Origin of the sequence: Pseudomonas sp. FP2300 (assembly GCF_030687595.1) — a bacterium.
Lineage (GTDB): Bacteria > Pseudomonadota > Gammaproteobacteria > Pseudomonadales > Pseudomonadaceae > Aquipseudomonas > Aquipseudomonas bijieensis.
Genome location: NZ_CP117440.1, coordinates 5,046,109 through 5,061,185, shown reverse-complemented (window position 1 = coordinate 5,061,185; position 15,077 = coordinate 5,046,109). Strand labels below are relative to the sequence as shown.

Below are 15,077 nucleotides of genomic sequence, written 5' to 3'. Positions count from 1 at the left end.
CTGTGGGAGCGAGCCTGCTCGCGATAGCGTCGGAACTGTCGATATAGAAGTGAAAGTTATATCGCTATCGCGAGCAGGCTCGCTCCCACAGGGTTCGCTGATATTATTGCCGCAGAGTTTGTTTCGTCACAGGAAATCGAATGTCATTCATCCAAGCCAACCTGATCCATCTGCTTGCCGCCGCCTGGTTCATCATCTGCTGGGCGGGCTACACCCGTTACGCCACCTGGAAGGCGCGCGACACGGCCTGCCTGGCCAGTGTGATGCACCTGTACCGCGAGGACTGGATGCGCCGCATGCTGTTGCGTGAGAATCGTATCGCCGATGCCAGCGTGATCGGCAATCTCGAACGCAATGCCTCATTCTTCGCCTCCAGCACGCTGATCATCCTGGCCGGTATCCTGACGGTGCTCGGGGCGTCTGATCGGGCGGTGTCGTTGTTGGCCGACATACCCATGGTGCAACAGGCTTCCCAGGGCATGGCGGAGGTCAAGTTGCTCTGCCTGGCATTGGTGTTCGTATATGCGTTCTTCACGTTCAGTTGGTGCATGCGCCAATACAACTTCGCAGCGGTGTTGGTGGGTTCGGCGCCGATGATCGGCGAGCGTCATGTCTCGGAGCAGGAGCGCAAGGCGTTTGCACTCAGGGCGGCGCGGGTCATCTCCATGGCGGCCAACCAATTCAACTTTGGCCTGCGTGCCTATTACTTCGGTATGACCATGTTGGCGTGGTTCGTCAGCCCCTGGTTATTCATGTTGATGAGTGCTGGCGTGGTGTTCGTGCTGTATCAGCGCGAATTTCATTCCGATGTGCTGGATGTGATGGTCTATACCCCCACGGAAGCGCCAGCGCCCGAGGTCGCCAAGGACGCGGCGTGACAGGCGTCTCCAAATCGCAGGCAAAAGAAAACCCGCACCAGGCGGGTTTTCTTTTACTGCTAAAACCGTATTAGTTGGTTTTAGGCGCGGTAGCAGGGGCTTCTTTCGCAGCTGCTTCGTTCGATTCAGCCTGAGCTTTGGCGGCATCGGCGTTTTCTTTTGCCGCGTCGTTCACTTTATCCTGTGCTTTGTTCATGTCTTGCTGAGCTTGCTCGGCGTGTTTTGCGGCATCTTGAGCCTTGTCCTCGGATTTTTTATCGCAGGCAGCGAGACCGAGGGAGGCGGCCAACATCAAGGCAATAGCAAAAGTCTTACGCATGGGGTGTTTCTCCTTATGGAAATAACTACTGGCCTTTTGAGCGACCCCCCTCAGGTTAAGTTCCTCTTTTGCTACAGATATATAACTTTGCACGGTCGCGGAACTTTAGCGGACACGCCTGTTGCCAGGCCTATAAACAAACAAGGGCATTGATGGACATGGCTGAAGATCCCATTTTTGAGCGTGCCACGCGCTTTTTATCCGCCCTGCGGCATTGCCAGGTGTTGGGCTTGAAGTTGCACAGCGCCAGTCGTGATGGGCTGACGCTCATCCTGCCGTTCAGCCCGCAAATCGTTGGCAATCCCCTGACGGGCATCATCCATGGTGGCGCGTTGACTTCATTGATGGACAGCGCGTGCGGCATGTCGACCTTGTGTGTGCTGCCACAATTCGAAGTCTGCCCCACCCTCGACCTGCGCATCGACTACATGCACGCCGCCGAACCCCACAAGGACGTCTACGGCTTCGCCCAGTGCTATCGGGTGACCCCGGACGTGATCTTCACCCGCGGTTTCGCCTATCAGGACGACCCCGAGCAACCCATCGCCCATGTGGTGGGCACGTTCATGCGCCTGGGCCAGCATGCCAGGGGCATGGGAAAAGCCAGTCCGATGACCGCCGTGGGCCAGCCATGACCGATACCACCCAGGAACAACTACGCCGCGCCTGTGAGCAGGGCGACTACGCACTGCTGCTCGCCTCGATCCCCTATGCCCAACTCATCGGCGTCGACTGCACGCGCCAGGGCGACGATTTGGTATTTCGTTTGCCGGCCAACAAGGACAACATTGGTAACCCTTTACTGCCGGCCATCCACGGTGGGGTCATTGCTGGTTTCATGGAACTGGCGGCTGCGGTGCATCTGTTGATCGCCACCGGCGCACCGGGCGTGCCGAAAATCATCGACTTTTCCCTGGATTACCTACGCACCGGGCAGTTTCGCGACACCTACGCCAAATGCCAGGTCTGGCGCCAGGGTCGGCGGGTCGCCAACGTCGCGATCACCGCCTGGCAAGACGTCGAGGCCGAACCCATCGCCACCGCCCGGGCGCATTTCAAGATCCAGGAACCTTCAAAACCCGCGCGCCCTTGAAATCATCCCCTTTGCCCCCACCTTGTGGACATCCCGCCGCCAATCTCAGCGAGGCGGACACCACCATCCACTTGGAGTTTGATGACCATGAGCGTGGAAACTCAAAAGGAAACCCTGGGCTTCCAGACCGAGGTGAAGCAGCTGCTGCACCTGATGATTCACTCGCTGTATTCGAATAAGGAAATTTTCCTTCGCGAGCTGATTTCGAACGCCTCTGACGCTGTCGACAAATTACGTTTCGAAGCCCTTTCCAAGCCTGAACTGCTGGAAGGCGGCGCTGAGCTGAAAATCCGTGTGAGCTTCGACAAGGACGCAAAAACCGTCACCCTCGAAGACAACGGCATCGGCATGAGCCGCGAAGAGGTGATCACGCACCTGGGCACCATCGCCAAGTCCGGCACCGCCGATTTCATGAAGAACCTGTCCGGCGACCAGAAGAAAGACTCCCACCTGATCGGTCAGTTCGGCGTCGGTTTCTATTCCGCGTTCATCGTGGCCGACCAGGTCGAAGTGTTCAGCCGCCGTGCCGGCCTCGCTGCGAGCGCAGGCGTGCACTGGTCGTCCAAGGGCGAAGGCGAGTTCGAAGTCGCTACCATCGACAAGGCCGATCGCGGTACCCGCATCGTGCTGCACCTCAAGTCCGGCGAAGACGAGTTTGCCGATGGCTGGCGCCTGCGCAACATCATCAAGAAGTACTCCGACCACATCGCGCTGCCGATCGAGTTGCCGAAGGAAGTCGCCGCTGCCGAAGGTGAAGAAAAACCGGAAGTGGAGTGGGAAACCGTCAACCGCGCCAGTGCCCTGTGGACCCGTCCGCGCACTGAAGTGAAGGACGAGGAATACCAGGAGTTCTACAAGCACATCGCCCACGACTACGAGAACCCGCTGAGCTGGAGCCATAACAAGGTCGAAGGCAAGCTGGAATACAACTCGCTGTTGTACGTGCCGGCCCGTGCGCCGTTCGACCTGTACCAGCGCGAAGCGCCACGCGGGCTGAAGCTGTACGTGCAGCGTGTGTTCGTGATGGACCAGGCCGAATCGTTCCTGCCGCTGTACCTGCGCTTCATCAAGGGTGTGGTCGATTCCAACGACCTGTCCCTGAACGTTTCGCGGGAAATCCTGCAGAAAGACCCGATCATCGACTCCATGAAGTCGGCGCTGACCAAGCGCGTGCTGGACATGCTGGAAAAGCTGGCGAAGAACGAGCCCGAGCAGTACAAGAGCTTCTGGAAAAACTTCGGCCAGGTGATGAAGGAAGGCCCGGCCGAGGACTTCGCCAACAAAGAGAAGATCGCCGGCCTGCTGCGCTTTGCCTCGACCCAGGGTGACGATGGCGAGCAGATCGTTGGCCTGGCCGATTACCTGGCCCGCGCCAAGGAAGGCCAGGACAAGATCTACTACCTGACCGGTGAAACTTATGCACAGGTCAAGAACAGCCCGCACCTGGAAGTCTTCCGCAAGAAAGGCATCGAAGTGCTGCTGCTGACCGACCGCATCGACGAGTGGCTGATGAGCTACCTCAACGAGTTCGACGGCAAGAGCTTCGTCGACGTGGCTCGTGGTGACCTGGACCTCGGCAACCTGGATTCGGAAGAAGACAAGAAAGCCGCCGAAGAAGTCGCCAAGAGCAAGGAAGGCCTGGTCGAGCGAATCAAGACGGCCTTGGGCGATGCTGTCAGCGAAGTGCGGGTCTCGCACCGCCTGACCGACTCCCCGGCGATCCTGGCTATCGGTGAGCAGGACCTCGGTCTGCAGATGCGCCAGATCCTCGAAGCCAGCGGCCAGAAGGTCCCGGACTCCAAGCCGATCTTCGAATTCAACCCGGCCCACCCGCTGGTGGAAAAACTCGACAACGAGCAGAGCGAAGAGCGCTTCGGCGATCTGTCGCACATCCTGTTCGACCAGGCGGCCCTGGCAGCTGGCGACAGCCTGAAGGACCCGGCGGCGTATGTGCGTCGCCTGAACAAGCTGTTGGTTGAACTGTCAGCTTAAGCAAGTGCAGGAAAAACCCGCTTCGGCGGGTTTTTTCATTTCTGGTGTTCCGTTCAAGAGGAGTCCGTCATGAGTCAGGTTACGGTTCGTTCGCTGGTCTATCAGATCGAAGGTCAAAATTATGAAGGTCGCCTGGCCTTCGACGTCAGCCAGCAGGGTTCGCGCCCGGGGTTGCTGATGGCGCCCAATTGGATGGGCGTAGGGGCGGGGGCCGAGGAGATCGCCAAGTCGGTAGCCGCTAACGGCTATGTCGTGTTGATCGCCGATTTGTACGGCCAGGATGTACGCCCGAGCAATGCCGATGAGGCCGGGGCAGCGATGATGCCGCTCAAGAATGACCGGGCGTTGTTGCGCCAGCGCATGCAGGCGGCGCTCGAGCAATTGCTGAATCAGGGCGAAGCGGAGGTCGATGCGTCGAAACTCGCTACGTTCGGTTTCTGCTTCGGTGGCTGCTGTGCCCTGGAGCTGGCTCGCAGCGGTGCGCCGCTCAAAGCTGCGGTTTCATTCCACGGTACCCTCGATACACCGAATCCGGCCGATGCGCAGAACATCAAGGGCGCGGTGTTAGTGATGCATGGCGCCTCCGACCCGCTGGTGCCGAAAGAGCAACTGCCAGCCTTCGAAGACGAAATGAACGCCGCTGGTGTGGATTGGCAACTGCTGAGCTACGGTGGCGCGGTGCATTCGTTCACCGACCCGCAGGCCAATGTGCCGGGCAAGATGATGTACGACGCCAAGGTCGCCGGGCGTGCGTTCCGGTCGATGCATAACTTGTTGGATGAGGTGTTCAAAGACTGAGGTTGGGTTGAAGCAGAACCCTGTGGGAGCCGAGCTTGCTCGCGATGGCGGTGTATCAATCGGCATTGATACCGACTGACACACCGCCATCGCGAGCAAGCTCGGCTCCCACAGGTTCAATGGCACCCGTTCTAGGGCAACTCGATCCGCTCGCTTTCCCCCAGCACAGTCGGCCAGTCCCCGGCCGCCCAGCGCCGGCGGGCCTCATCGATCCGGGCCGGGTCGCTGGAGACGAAGTTCCAGTTGATCCGTCGCGGCCCATCCAATGGCGCGCCGCCGAACAGCACGGCATGGCAGTCGCTGTCGGCAAACAGCGTCATCTCTTCGCCGACCGGCAGGACCACCAGCGAATGGGGTTCCACCGGTTCACCTTCAAGCCGTGCTTCGCCGCTGAGTACATACAGCGCCCGCTCTTCATGTTCGGTGGGAATCAGCAGCGACGTCGCAGTTTGCAGGTTCAATTCGGCATACAACGTAGGCGACAGCACCGGTACCGGTGATTCCAGGCAAAAGCCTGACCCGGCGATCATGCGGATGCTGACCCCCAGGTTATCGCTGACCGGCAGGCTGTGTGCCGGGTGATGGCTGTAGTGCCCCGGGCCCTCTTCGTGGGACTTGGGCGAGGCCAGCCAGACTTGCAACCCATGCATGATGAAAGCGTTGTTCAGCAGCGATTCGGGCGTACGCTCGACATGGGCAATGGCGCTGCCGGCGGTCATCCAGCTGACATCGCCAGCCTCCACCACCTGGTCGGAACCGAGGCTGTCCTTGTGCTGGAGTTTGCCCGCGAACAGGTAGGTGAGGGTGGACAGGCCGATGTGGGGATGCTGGCGGATGTTCATGCCTCTGCCGGCCGGATAGGTGGTTTGCAGCATGTGATCGAAAAACACGAAAGGCCCGACACTGCGGCATTTGGCGGACGGCAGTGGGCGAAGAATCGGCTGGCCTTCGACGTCTTCGGCGCGGGGGTGAACGGTCAGGGGCGTGGTCATGTTGTCTTCCAGGTTGAACAACGGTTGCACGAAGCATAACCCGCCGCCGGCAGACGCGGCAGAGGCGCCTTGAACCCCGGCGGGACGGTTGGGGTCTACGCTGTTCATGGCTTTTGGAGACCCCCATGCCCTTGACCCGTTTGATCTTCGCCTGGCTGCTGGTCGTTTCGAGTAGCGGTGCCGTGGCCCGCGAATATGCCTACAGTGATGCGCATCTGCATTACGTCGATTTCTTTCAGGAAACCGCCGGCATGCCCAAGCTGCTCCAGGCGATGGCGGACAATCGTATCGAGCATGTGATGATTTCCGGTGTTCCGGTGGCCAAGAAATGGCATGAGGACGAGCCCAAGCGTCCTCGTTATTACGCCGGTGACGACGCGGATGCCTATTGGTACAGCGCCACCGACGTGATTGTCGCCGCCGCGGTGAGCAAGCTGACCGCCGAGCAACGCCAGCACTTTCATCCGTTCCTGTCGGGCTTCAATCCCAACGACAAGAACTCCGCCGCCCACATTCAACGCATGCTCGATCTCTACCCAGGATTGTGGCAAGGCATCGGCGAGGTATTCACTCGCCATGATGACCTCACGGCGCTCACCTCGGGCGACACCCCGAGGGCCAACAACGAAGCCATGACGCGGATCTATCACCTGGCGGCCGAGAACGACCTGCCGGTGATGCTGCATTCCAACATCACTTCCAAGCGCGAGAAAAACCCGTTGTACCTGGCAGAAATCGAGGAGCCGCTGCGCAATCACCCACACACACGCTTTATCTGGGCCCACGCCGGCACCAGCATGGAAATCCATCGCCACCAGACCCGCCTGGATTTTCTGTTGCCGACCCTGAGTCGCATGCTCGAGGCCTACCCCAATTTGTACATAGACCTGTCCTGGAGCGTGCTCACGCCGTACTTGCTGGACGAGGCGGGCAAGCCCCGGGACGAATGGGTAAAGCTGGTGGAGCGCTTTCCCGAGCGCTTCATGGTGGGGTCGGATGTGGTCGGGCGTTTCGACAAGCTGGGTAAGGAATTGCGCAGCTTCGATCCGTTCCTGGATGCCTTGCCGGAGGACGTGGCGAGGAAAGTGGCGCGGGATAACTTCCTTTCGGTATTGCCGCGTTCAGTGGCTCGCTGAGTCCGCTTTTGTGGCGAGGGAGCTTGCTCCCGCTGGGCTATGCAGTAGCCCCAACGTCTGGCGACTGCTGCGCAGTCGAGCGGGAGCAAGCTCCCTCGCCACAGGTCAATCCTATCCCCGGGCTATTGGTGGTATGACCAACATCGCTTTGTCATCAGCCTGTCACGCCCGCGTCATACCCTCGCGCTCATCTCAATCAAGGAGCGCACTATGCACCTCACCCGTTCAAGCGCACTGGTCGCGCTGTTGTTGACCTGCGGTCTGGCACAGGCCGAAGTCCGTGTCGAAGGTCCGGTGGAATACGGCGTCTTCGAAGGGCCGCAAGCCGAGCTGCAATCGGGAGAGCGGGTCCTGCGGCGCAGCAACGAACAGATCCGCCAGACCGAAAGCGTGCCGGCGAAGCTGGGCACCAAGTTCGGCATGCGCTACCAGTTGGCCGGCAAGGTCGCCGATGACCAGCCGTTGACCCTGTTGTACTTCACCCCCGGCATCCGCACTCCCGATGGCGTGCGTCACGATAAATTCGAAGTCATCCAGAAACTGGTGCCTGGCGCGCCGCAGGATGTGATGGCCTACGAGTTCACCGAAAGCCACGAAGTGGTACCGGGGGAGTGGCGGTTCATGGTGTTCCAGGGTGATCGGCTGCTGATGCAGCAGCGATTTGTCGTGCGCTGAATCCATCCACCACAGATCAAAAACTGTGGGAGCGAGCCTGCTCGCGATGGCGGTGGGACAGTCTCAGAAATGTCGACTGACATACCGCTATCGCGAGCAGGCTCGCTCCCACAAATGAACCCAGGTGTATTTGCCAGGCAAAAAAACGCCCCGAACCAGTCGGGGCGTTTTTCTGTGTGGCGTTAGCGGCGGGGCTTACTTGCCCTGCCAGCGCTTCAGTACCAGGGTGGCGTTGGTGCCACCGAAGCCGAAGCTGTTGCTCATCACGGTATTGATTGTGGCGTTTTCGCGAGTCTTGGTCAGGATTGGCAGGTCGGCCACTTCCGGATCCAGCTCATCGATGTTGGCCGAACCGGCCATGAAGTTGCCTTCCATCATCAGCATGCAGTAGATCGCTTCGTGAACGCCGGCGGCGCCCAGGGAGTGACCCGACAGGCTCTTGGTGGAGCTGATGGCCGGGGCCTTGTCGCCGAACACTTCGCGCACACCTTTCATTTCCGCGACGTCGCCGACCGGAGTCGAGGTGCCATGGGTGTTGAGGTAGTCGATCGGTGCATCGACGGTGGACATGGCCATCTGCATGCAACGCACGGCGCCTTCACCGCTTGGTGCGACCATGTCGTAGCCGTCGGAAGTGGCGCCGTAGCCGACGATTTCCGCGTAGATTTTCGCGCCACGGGCCAGGGCGTGTTCCAGCTCCTCGACCACGACCATGCCGCCGCCGCCAGCGATGACGAAGCCATCACGGTCGGCATCGTAGGCACGGGAAGCTTTTTCCGGCGTGTCGTTGCGCTTGCTGGACAGGGCACCCATGGCATCGAACAGGAACGACTGGCTCCAATGTTCTTCTTCACCGCCGCCGGCGAACACGATGTCCTGCTTGCCCATCTGGATCTGCTCCATGGCGGTACCGATGCAATGGGCACTGGTGGCACAGGCAGAGGCGATGGAGTAGTTCAGGCCCTTGATCTTGAACGGCGTGGCCAGGCAGGCGGAAACCGTGCTGCTCATGGTCCGCGTGACGCGGTATGGGCCGACGCGCTTGACGCCTTTTTCGCGCAGGATGTCCAGCGCTTCCATCTGGTTCAAGGTGGAGGCGCCACCGGAGCCGGCGATCAGGCCGGTACGCGGGTTGGAAACCTGCTCTTCGGTCAGGCCGGAATCAGCGATGGCGTCCTTCATGGCCAGGTAGGCGTAAGCCGCCGCATGGCCGACGAAACGGTAGATCTTGCGATCGATCAGCTCTTCGAGGGGAAGGTCAATGGAGCCGGAAACCTGGCTACGCAGACCCATTTCAGCATATTCCGGGTTGAACCGGATGCCAGGGCGACTTGCACGCAGGTTAGCGGAGACGGTCTCTTTGTCATTGCCCAGGCACGAAACGATGCCCAGACCAGTGATAACGACGCGGCGCATGCGGATAACCCTTAGAAGTTGTCAGTGGAGGTGAAAACGCCGACCCGGAGGCCTTCGGCGGTGTAGATCTCGCGACCGTCCACGGCAACCGAACCATCGGCAATGGCCATGTTCAGCTTGCCCTTGAGGACGCGTTTGATATGAATGTTATAGGTGATTTTCTTGGCGGTCGGCAGGACCTGACCAAAGAACTTCACTTCGCCCGAGCCCAGGGCGCGACCACGACCCGGCAGGCCTTGCCAGCCGAGGAAGAAACCGACCAATTGCCACATGGCATCCAGGCCCAGGCAGCCCGGCATGACCGGATCACCTTCGAAGTGGCAGGCGAAGAACCACAGGTCCGGAGTGATATCCAGCTCGGCGACCAATTCACCTTTGCCGTACTTGCCACCCTCTTCGCTGATATGGGTGATGCGATCCACCATCAGCATGTTCGGGGCGGGCAGTTGCGCGTTACCTGGGCCGAACAGCTCACCGCGACTGCAGCGCAGCAGATCTTCCCGGGTAAAGGCGTTTTGTTTGGTCATGCGAGCTCCTCAATAGTCCCGTGCGGCAGGGTGGGGCAAATCTTCCCGGCCGATCGAAGCGTTCATGCCTCGAATCGACAGCCTACTCATAGACTATTGCGTTGTAGTGAAAGTCACAGCACACGGGAAATGAATGTACACCTGTGCACTGAAATTTTTATTCAAGCCCCAATCGAGGCTTGTTCGGGTGCCTAAGACTGCCGCACTTTCGCCTTTCACGCCAGTCACAGATGGTCCAGTGGCCTGTTCTAGTTCACCCAGCGCTGCAGAATCTGCTGCAGATCGATCCTTTTGAACGGCTTGGCCAGGTAATCGTTCATGCCCGCCGCGAGGCAGGCTTCGCGGTCGCCCTGCAACGCGTTGGCCGTCAGGGCGATGATGGGCACCTCGCCGCAGCCCGGCAACTGACGGATCTGCCGCGTGGCTTCGTAGCCATCGATGATGGGCAGCCGGCAATCCATGAGGATCGCCTCGAAAATCAGGCTTTCGGCGCTGCGTACCGCCTGGGCGCCGTCGGTGGCGACACTGACGGTGAAGCCCAGGCTGCGCAGCATGGCTTCGATCACCGTCTGATTGACCGGATTGTCCTCCACCAGCAACACGTTGCGGCCTTCGCCGTCGCCGCTGCCGACGGCCAGTCGCGGCGCCAGGGGCGTTGGCGTCTGGCGCGACAGGGCCAGCGGGATCTCGAGGGTGAACACCGAGCCCCGACCTTCTTCGCTCTGGGCCCGCAGTGTGCCGCCCATGCGTTCGGCCAGGGTACGGGCGATCGGCAGGCCCAGGCCAGTGCCGCCGTAGCGCCGGGAGATCGAACTGTCGGCCTGCTGGAAGGCATCGAACATGCGCTCCAGGCTCTCGGCCGGGATACCGATGCCACTGTCGCGCACCGTACAGGTGAACCACAGCAGTTCGTGGTCCAGGGCTTGCCATTGGCATTGCACGGTGACGCGGCCTTGCTCGGTGAATTTCAGGGCGTTGCCGATCAGGTTCACCAGAATCTGCCGTATCCGCGTCGGATCGCCCTGGACCTGCAGGGCCTGCATGTCGTCCGGGACCAGCAGGTCCAGGCCCAGCTTGCGCTGCGCAGCGCTGTGCTGAAAAGACTGCGCGCAACTGCCCACCAGCTCCGCCAGGTTGAACGGGATGTGCTCCAGTTCCAGGGCCGAGCGTTCGATGCGCGAGAAGTCGAGGATGTCGTTGATCACCTTCAGCAGGTGTTCGGTGGATTCTGACGCCAGCGCCGTGTACTCGTGCTGCTCGTCGGTCATGCGGGTGGTTTCCAGCAGTTGCAGCATGCCCAGTACGCCGTTCATGGGCGTGCGCAGTTCATGGCTCATCATCGCCAGGAACTCGGACTTTGCGCTGTTGGCTTTTTCGGCCTCTTCGCGGGTCTTGATCAGTTGAGCCATGGCCTGGTGCTGTTCGCGGCTGGCTTGCTCCAGACCGCCGGCCAGGTTGTTGATGTGCCGCGACAAGGCCCCCAGTTCGGCGTCATCGACGATGGGCAGTGGGGTGCTGTAGTCGCCTTGCTGGATGGCCTTGACCGCATTGCCGATGTCGCGGATCGGCCGTGACAGGTTGGTTGCCAGCCGACGCGCCACCAGGAAGGTGAACAACAGGGCGAACAGCGCCAGGATCGCGGCCTTGAACAGGATCTCCTGCTGTCGCTGACTGAAGGCGTCGCTGGACATGCCGACGATCACGCGGCCCAGGTAGTCTTCGCCGGACGCCTCGACGGATGTGCTGTTGCCCTGCAGGAAATCATTGTTCAGGGCAATGCGCTGCAGGCGCACCGGGGCCTGGAAGACTTCGATCTGCTGGGCGCGGCTGCGGGTTTGTTCGGGTTGTTCGACGTACACCAAGACTTTGTCGGTACTGTCCTGGACCTCCAGGAAGCGCACGTGTGGGGTCGCCAGGGTCGCGGTGAGCAGGCTTTCCAGGACTTCGTTGTTGCCGGAAATCACCCCGTACTCCGTGGCGGGAGCCAGTTGGTTGGCGATCAGTTGCCCGGTGTGATTGAGTTCCTGGCGCAAGTCCTGGATCCGCACGAAGGTAAAGAAGCTGATCAGCAGCACGGTCAGCAGCAACGCCGGGCCGAGGGCGATGAGCTGGGTACGGGTGTTGATGTCCCAACGGCGACGCAAGGTCATGGTCGGTGTTCTCCTTCGGCCAACGTTGCCGCGACGGATTCGGCGTCAATCGGTTCGATCCCCAGTGAGCGGGAGACCTGCCGGTTGCCCAGGACTTTGAAACGGTCTGGATACAGCGTGCGCGGCCAGGTCGTGGCGGGGCGGTCGAGCAACTCGTCGAGAATCGCCAGCCAGTCTTGTTGGTCGCTGTAGGTACTGGCCAGGCTGCCGGCCTTGACGAAGGCGGCGCTGGGCCCGATCAGGGCGCGTTGCCGGGCATAGCTGCTGAGCAGCAGGTTCTTTACGGTCTTGGGGTTGTACAAGTCGGGGTCGTCGAGGCCCAACAGCACGTCGCTCTGGCCCAGCAGGTTGTGCAGGGGGCGGCTGTCGTTGGTGTCGTCCCAGCGTTCGCTGACGATGGCCAGGCCCAGTGGTGCCGCGGCTTGTTGGATGTCCTTGAGCAGGAATTCGCTGTGGGTGTCGTAAAGCACGCCGACGCGTCGCACTTGCGGCAGGATGGTGCGGATCAGCCGTAATTGCCGCGCCATCGGTGGATCGCTCCACAGCAGGCTCAGGTGAGCCGGCGTCGTCTCGCCCAGGCGGTCGCGGGCTTGCTGGCGGCTGATACGCAATACCAGGGTGGCCGGTCCCCGGGCGTCTTGCAGGCGCCAGTCGAGGCTGGGCAGGTCAAGCAGGACCAGGCGGATATTGCCCGGCAACTTGTCTGGTGCCGGTAGATTGGCCAGCGGGGTAAACCGCACGCTGTCTTCGGGGCGCAGGGCTTTCAGGGCCTGGGTGAAAGACTGCACGCCGGGGCTGTCCGCGGCACCGGTCAACAGGACTTCGGCCGCCCTAGCCTGGATGGGCGCCAGCCACGCAGCAAACACCAGGCATAGCGCCAGCGTCAGGCGGCCATGAAATGGCGACTTGCGGAGTGGATGCCGAGACATCTAGAACGACAACTCCGCGCTGAAGTACACGACATGGCGGGAGTCGTAGCGGTTGTCGCTGAAGGTGGTGGGCTGGTTGTCCAGGCGTTGTTGCAGGACCCCCGCCAATTCCAGGCTGGCCTTGCCCAGGGGGATACGCCGGGCGAGGCGGGTGTCCACCCGTTCGAAGCGATAGCCGTTCAGGGCGTCGGCGCCGTAATAGAACAGCGCGCTGTTCCAGCCCTGGCCCCAGTCCCGTAGCCAACCGGCCGAGCCGCTGTTGCGGGCGGTCAGTTGCTCGTCGAGGGGGTTGCTGGCCTGGGCATCGACATAGGCGTAGGTCAGGCGCAGACGGTCGGCGCTGGTCACACGCCAGTCGAACTGGGTTTCGGCCCCGGAAAACTGGGATTGGTTGGCGTTGCTGGCGATGTACTGATTGTTGCGCAGCGGCTCGCTGATCATGCCGGTGATTTCGTCATGAAACAGTTTCACGTCGACCGCCAGCCCCAGGTCCACGAAATAACCGTTGTAGCCCAGTTCCCGGGAGCGCATGTGCTCTTGTTCCAGGTTGCCCGGGCCGCGCGTCCGGACGAAGTAACGGGCGCTGTTCTGGCCGAAGGCGGCGGGTTGCAGGTTGGTGACCTGATAGCTCCAGTTGACGTTGTTCTCGAACATGTCCGGGGAGCGCACAGCTTCGGAGTACACCGCCCGCAGGCCGTGGCGCGGGGTGATCAGGTAGTTGACCGCGACCCGTGGAGTCAGCGAGCTGCCGGTCAGGCGGGTGTCTTCGAACATCGCGCCGCCCTGCAACAGCCAATGCTCGGTGGCCCGCCATTCGAGCTGCCCGAACAGGCGCCAGGTGGTGTCGTCCAGGGTGCCGTTGAAGTACGTCTCCGAGTCGGCCCGGTCGTAGCGATAGTTGGCCCCAGTGACCAGGCGCAGGCTGTCGGACAGGCTCAGGGTGTCCTGGATCTCCAGGTCGTAACGCGATTCCCGGGCGCTCTGGTCGATATCGCCGCACAGGGTTTGCGAGGCGCCGTTGCGCCACTGGTCGAGCACCTGATTGGCCAACGCCTGTTCCTGTGGCGTGCCGGCTGGCGCGCCGCTGTTGATGTAGCTGGGGATATTGCGCGCCAGCTTCTCGGCATAGTAGGGGTTGAGTTGCCACAGGTCGGTCAGTTGCGGGCTGAAGGACACCTCGGCATCGCAGGCGCGCCAGGTCTGCTGGCGATCCCAGTGTTGAATCGAGCCTTGTACATAAATGCTGTGGTCGGGGTCCAGATCGAGGTTCCAGCGCAGCGAGCCGGCGTAGTCCTTGGCGATGACGTCGGAGTTATCCCCGGCGGCGGTAATCCCGGCAAACACGGGGCGGTAGGTATAGGGCCGCTGGTTGGTCCCGTCCTTGGCGTTCAATTGCCAGTCGATGCTCTGTCGTTCGTCCAGGGTCTGGCTGACGGACAAGTTGAAGCGGTTCAGGCGACGACTGTCGCGGTAATCGGCGCCGTTGCGGTCGCTGTCAAAGCCATCGTCTTCCTGGCCGGACAGCGACAGCCGCAGGTCACCGCCTTCCCAGCCGCTGCCCTGGCTGGCGTACCAGTCGCTGATGCCGCGTTGGCCCCGGGTGATTTTCAGCCGGGTGCCGTGGCTGTCGGCGGGGGCGCGGGTGATGATGTTGACCACTGCCATCAGTGCGTTGGCGCCGTAGCTGACGGTGTTGGGCCCGCGAAAGACTTCGATCCGCTCGATGTCTTCCATGGCCACCGGGATGTCGCTCCAGTCTACCGTTGCCAACCCGGCGCGATACACCGAGCGGCCATCGATCAGCACCTGCATGCGGCGGGCTTCGCTGGCGTTGGTGCCGTGGTAGTTCACGGTGGCCTGGTTGCCGCTGATGTTGCCGACCATCATGCCCGGCACCAGGCGCAGCAGTTCGCTGATATCGCGGGCGCCGCTGGCCTTGATCAACTCGCTGTCGAGCACGGTCATGCTGCCCGGCACCGCCGCTGGCGATTGCTTCAGGCGCGTGGCCGTCAGCACCTGGGGCAGGGGCTGGCTGTCCACGAACAAGTCGTCGCCTAGCACTGGCGGGCTGATGATCAGTGCCAATAACAGGGACGAACCTGGACGGGAGGGGCCAACGGACACGGCACAGCCTTTGATAATGGGAGGATGGCGGGCATGTTAACCGAGCTG

Annotated in this window: 14 protein-coding genes; 7 read left to right on the top strand and 7 right to left on the bottom strand. The window is 61.4% G+C overall.

Annotation, left to right across the window (positions count from 1 at the left end; translation table 11 throughout):
- Positions 1 to 140: 140 nt before the first annotated feature.
- A complete protein-coding gene (locus PSH86_RS22340; protein WP_176689297.1) occupies positions 141 to 878 on the top strand; it encodes a DUF599 domain-containing protein in 738 nt (245 codons plus the stop codon).
- Positions 879 to 948: 70 nt separating this feature from the next.
- Here the strand turns inward: PSH86_RS22340 and PSH86_RS22335 are convergent, their stop codons facing one another.
- Positions 949 to 1,197, bottom strand: coding sequence for a hypothetical protein (locus PSH86_RS22335; RefSeq protein WP_109754457.1), 249 nt, complete (start codon positions 1,195 to 1,197; stop codon positions 949 to 951).
- Positions 1,198 to 1,355: 158 nt separating this feature from the next.
- Between PSH86_RS22335 and PSH86_RS22330 the strand changes: the two genes are divergently transcribed.
- From PSH86_RS22330 to PSH86_RS22315, 4 genes are all read left to right on the top strand, one after another.
- On the top strand, positions 1,356 to 1,832 hold the full coding sequence (locus PSH86_RS22330; protein WP_092171195.1) for a PaaI family thioesterase: 477 nt from the start codon (positions 1,356 to 1,358) through the stop codon (positions 1,830 to 1,832).
- Positions 1,829 to 2,290, top strand: a complete 462-nt coding sequence (locus PSH86_RS22325; protein ID WP_109754456.1) for a PaaI family thioesterase — start codon at positions 1,829 to 1,831, stop codon at positions 2,288 to 2,290. Before PSH86_RS22330 ends, PSH86_RS22325 begins: the two co-directional genes overlap by 4 nt.
- Before the next feature lie 87 nt (positions 2,291 to 2,377).
- Positions 2,378 to 4,282, top strand: a complete 1,905-nt coding sequence (htpG, locus tag PSH86_RS22320; protein WP_305484978.1) for a molecular chaperone HtpG — start codon at positions 2,378 to 2,380, stop codon at positions 4,280 to 4,282.
- Positions 4,283 to 4,351: 69 nt separating this feature from the next.
- On the top strand, positions 4,352 to 5,080 hold the full coding sequence (locus PSH86_RS22315; protein WP_249015420.1) for a dienelactone hydrolase family protein: 729 nt from the start codon (positions 4,352 to 4,354) through the stop codon (positions 5,078 to 5,080).
- Between the two features lie 131 nt (positions 5,081 to 5,211).
- On the opposite strand, the gene PSH86_RS22310 is transcribed toward PSH86_RS22315, so the two are convergent.
- The gene (locus PSH86_RS22310; protein WP_305490384.1) at positions 5,212 to 6,072 is read right to left on the bottom strand and encodes a pirin family protein; all 861 of its coding nucleotides are present in this window, start codon (positions 6,070 to 6,072) and stop codon (positions 5,212 to 5,214) included.
- A 125-nt stretch (positions 6,073 to 6,197) separates the two neighbouring features.
- On the opposite strand from PSH86_RS22310, the gene PSH86_RS22305 reads away from it, so the two are divergent.
- A complete protein-coding gene (locus PSH86_RS22305; protein WP_176689299.1) occupies positions 6,198 to 7,208 on the top strand; it encodes an amidohydrolase family protein in 1,011 nt (336 codons plus the stop codon).
- 210 nt (positions 7,209 to 7,418) lie between these two features.
- Positions 7,419 to 7,883 carry a DUF3859 domain-containing protein gene (locus tag PSH86_RS22300; RefSeq protein WP_305484971.1) on the top strand — a complete coding sequence of 155 codons (465 nt, stop codon included), beginning with the start codon at positions 7,419 to 7,421 and terminating at the stop codon, positions 7,881 to 7,883.
- Positions 7,884 to 8,078: 195 nt separating this feature from the next.
- Here the strand turns inward: PSH86_RS22300 and fabB are convergent, their stop codons facing one another.
- The 5 genes from fabB to PSH86_RS22275 all read right to left on the bottom strand — a co-directional run bounded on the left by fabB (position 8,079) and on the right by PSH86_RS22275 (position 15,029).
- Positions 8,079 to 9,299 (bottom strand): beta-ketoacyl-ACP synthase I, encoded by a 1,221-nt coding sequence (gene fabB, locus PSH86_RS22295; protein WP_109754451.1) that lies wholly within the window; start codon positions 9,297 to 9,299, stop codon positions 8,079 to 8,081.
- An 11-nt stretch (positions 9,300 to 9,310) separates the two neighbouring features.
- Entirely contained in the window at positions 9,311 to 9,826 is a 516-nt protein-coding gene (gene fabA, locus PSH86_RS22290) for a 3-hydroxyacyl-[acyl-carrier-protein] dehydratase FabA (protein WP_003204400.1), read from the bottom strand.
- Between the two features lie 248 nt (positions 9,827 to 10,074).
- The gene (locus PSH86_RS22285) at positions 10,075 to 11,976 is read right to left on the bottom strand and encodes an ATP-binding protein (RefSeq protein ID WP_109754450.1); all 1,902 of its coding nucleotides are present in this window, start codon (positions 11,974 to 11,976) and stop codon (positions 10,075 to 10,077) included.
- Positions 11,973 to 12,905 carry an ABC transporter substrate-binding protein gene (locus tag PSH86_RS22280; protein ID WP_176689300.1) on the bottom strand — a complete coding sequence of 311 codons (933 nt, stop codon included), beginning with the start codon at positions 12,903 to 12,905 and terminating at the stop codon, positions 11,973 to 11,975. The genes PSH86_RS22285 and PSH86_RS22280 overlap by 4 nt, the downstream gene beginning before the upstream one ends.
- On the bottom strand, positions 12,906 to 15,029 hold the full coding sequence (locus tag PSH86_RS22275; protein ID WP_305484965.1) for a TonB-dependent siderophore receptor: 2,124 nt from the start codon (positions 15,027 to 15,029) through the stop codon (positions 12,906 to 12,908).
- Between the last annotated feature and the right edge of the window lie 48 nt (positions 15,030 to 15,077).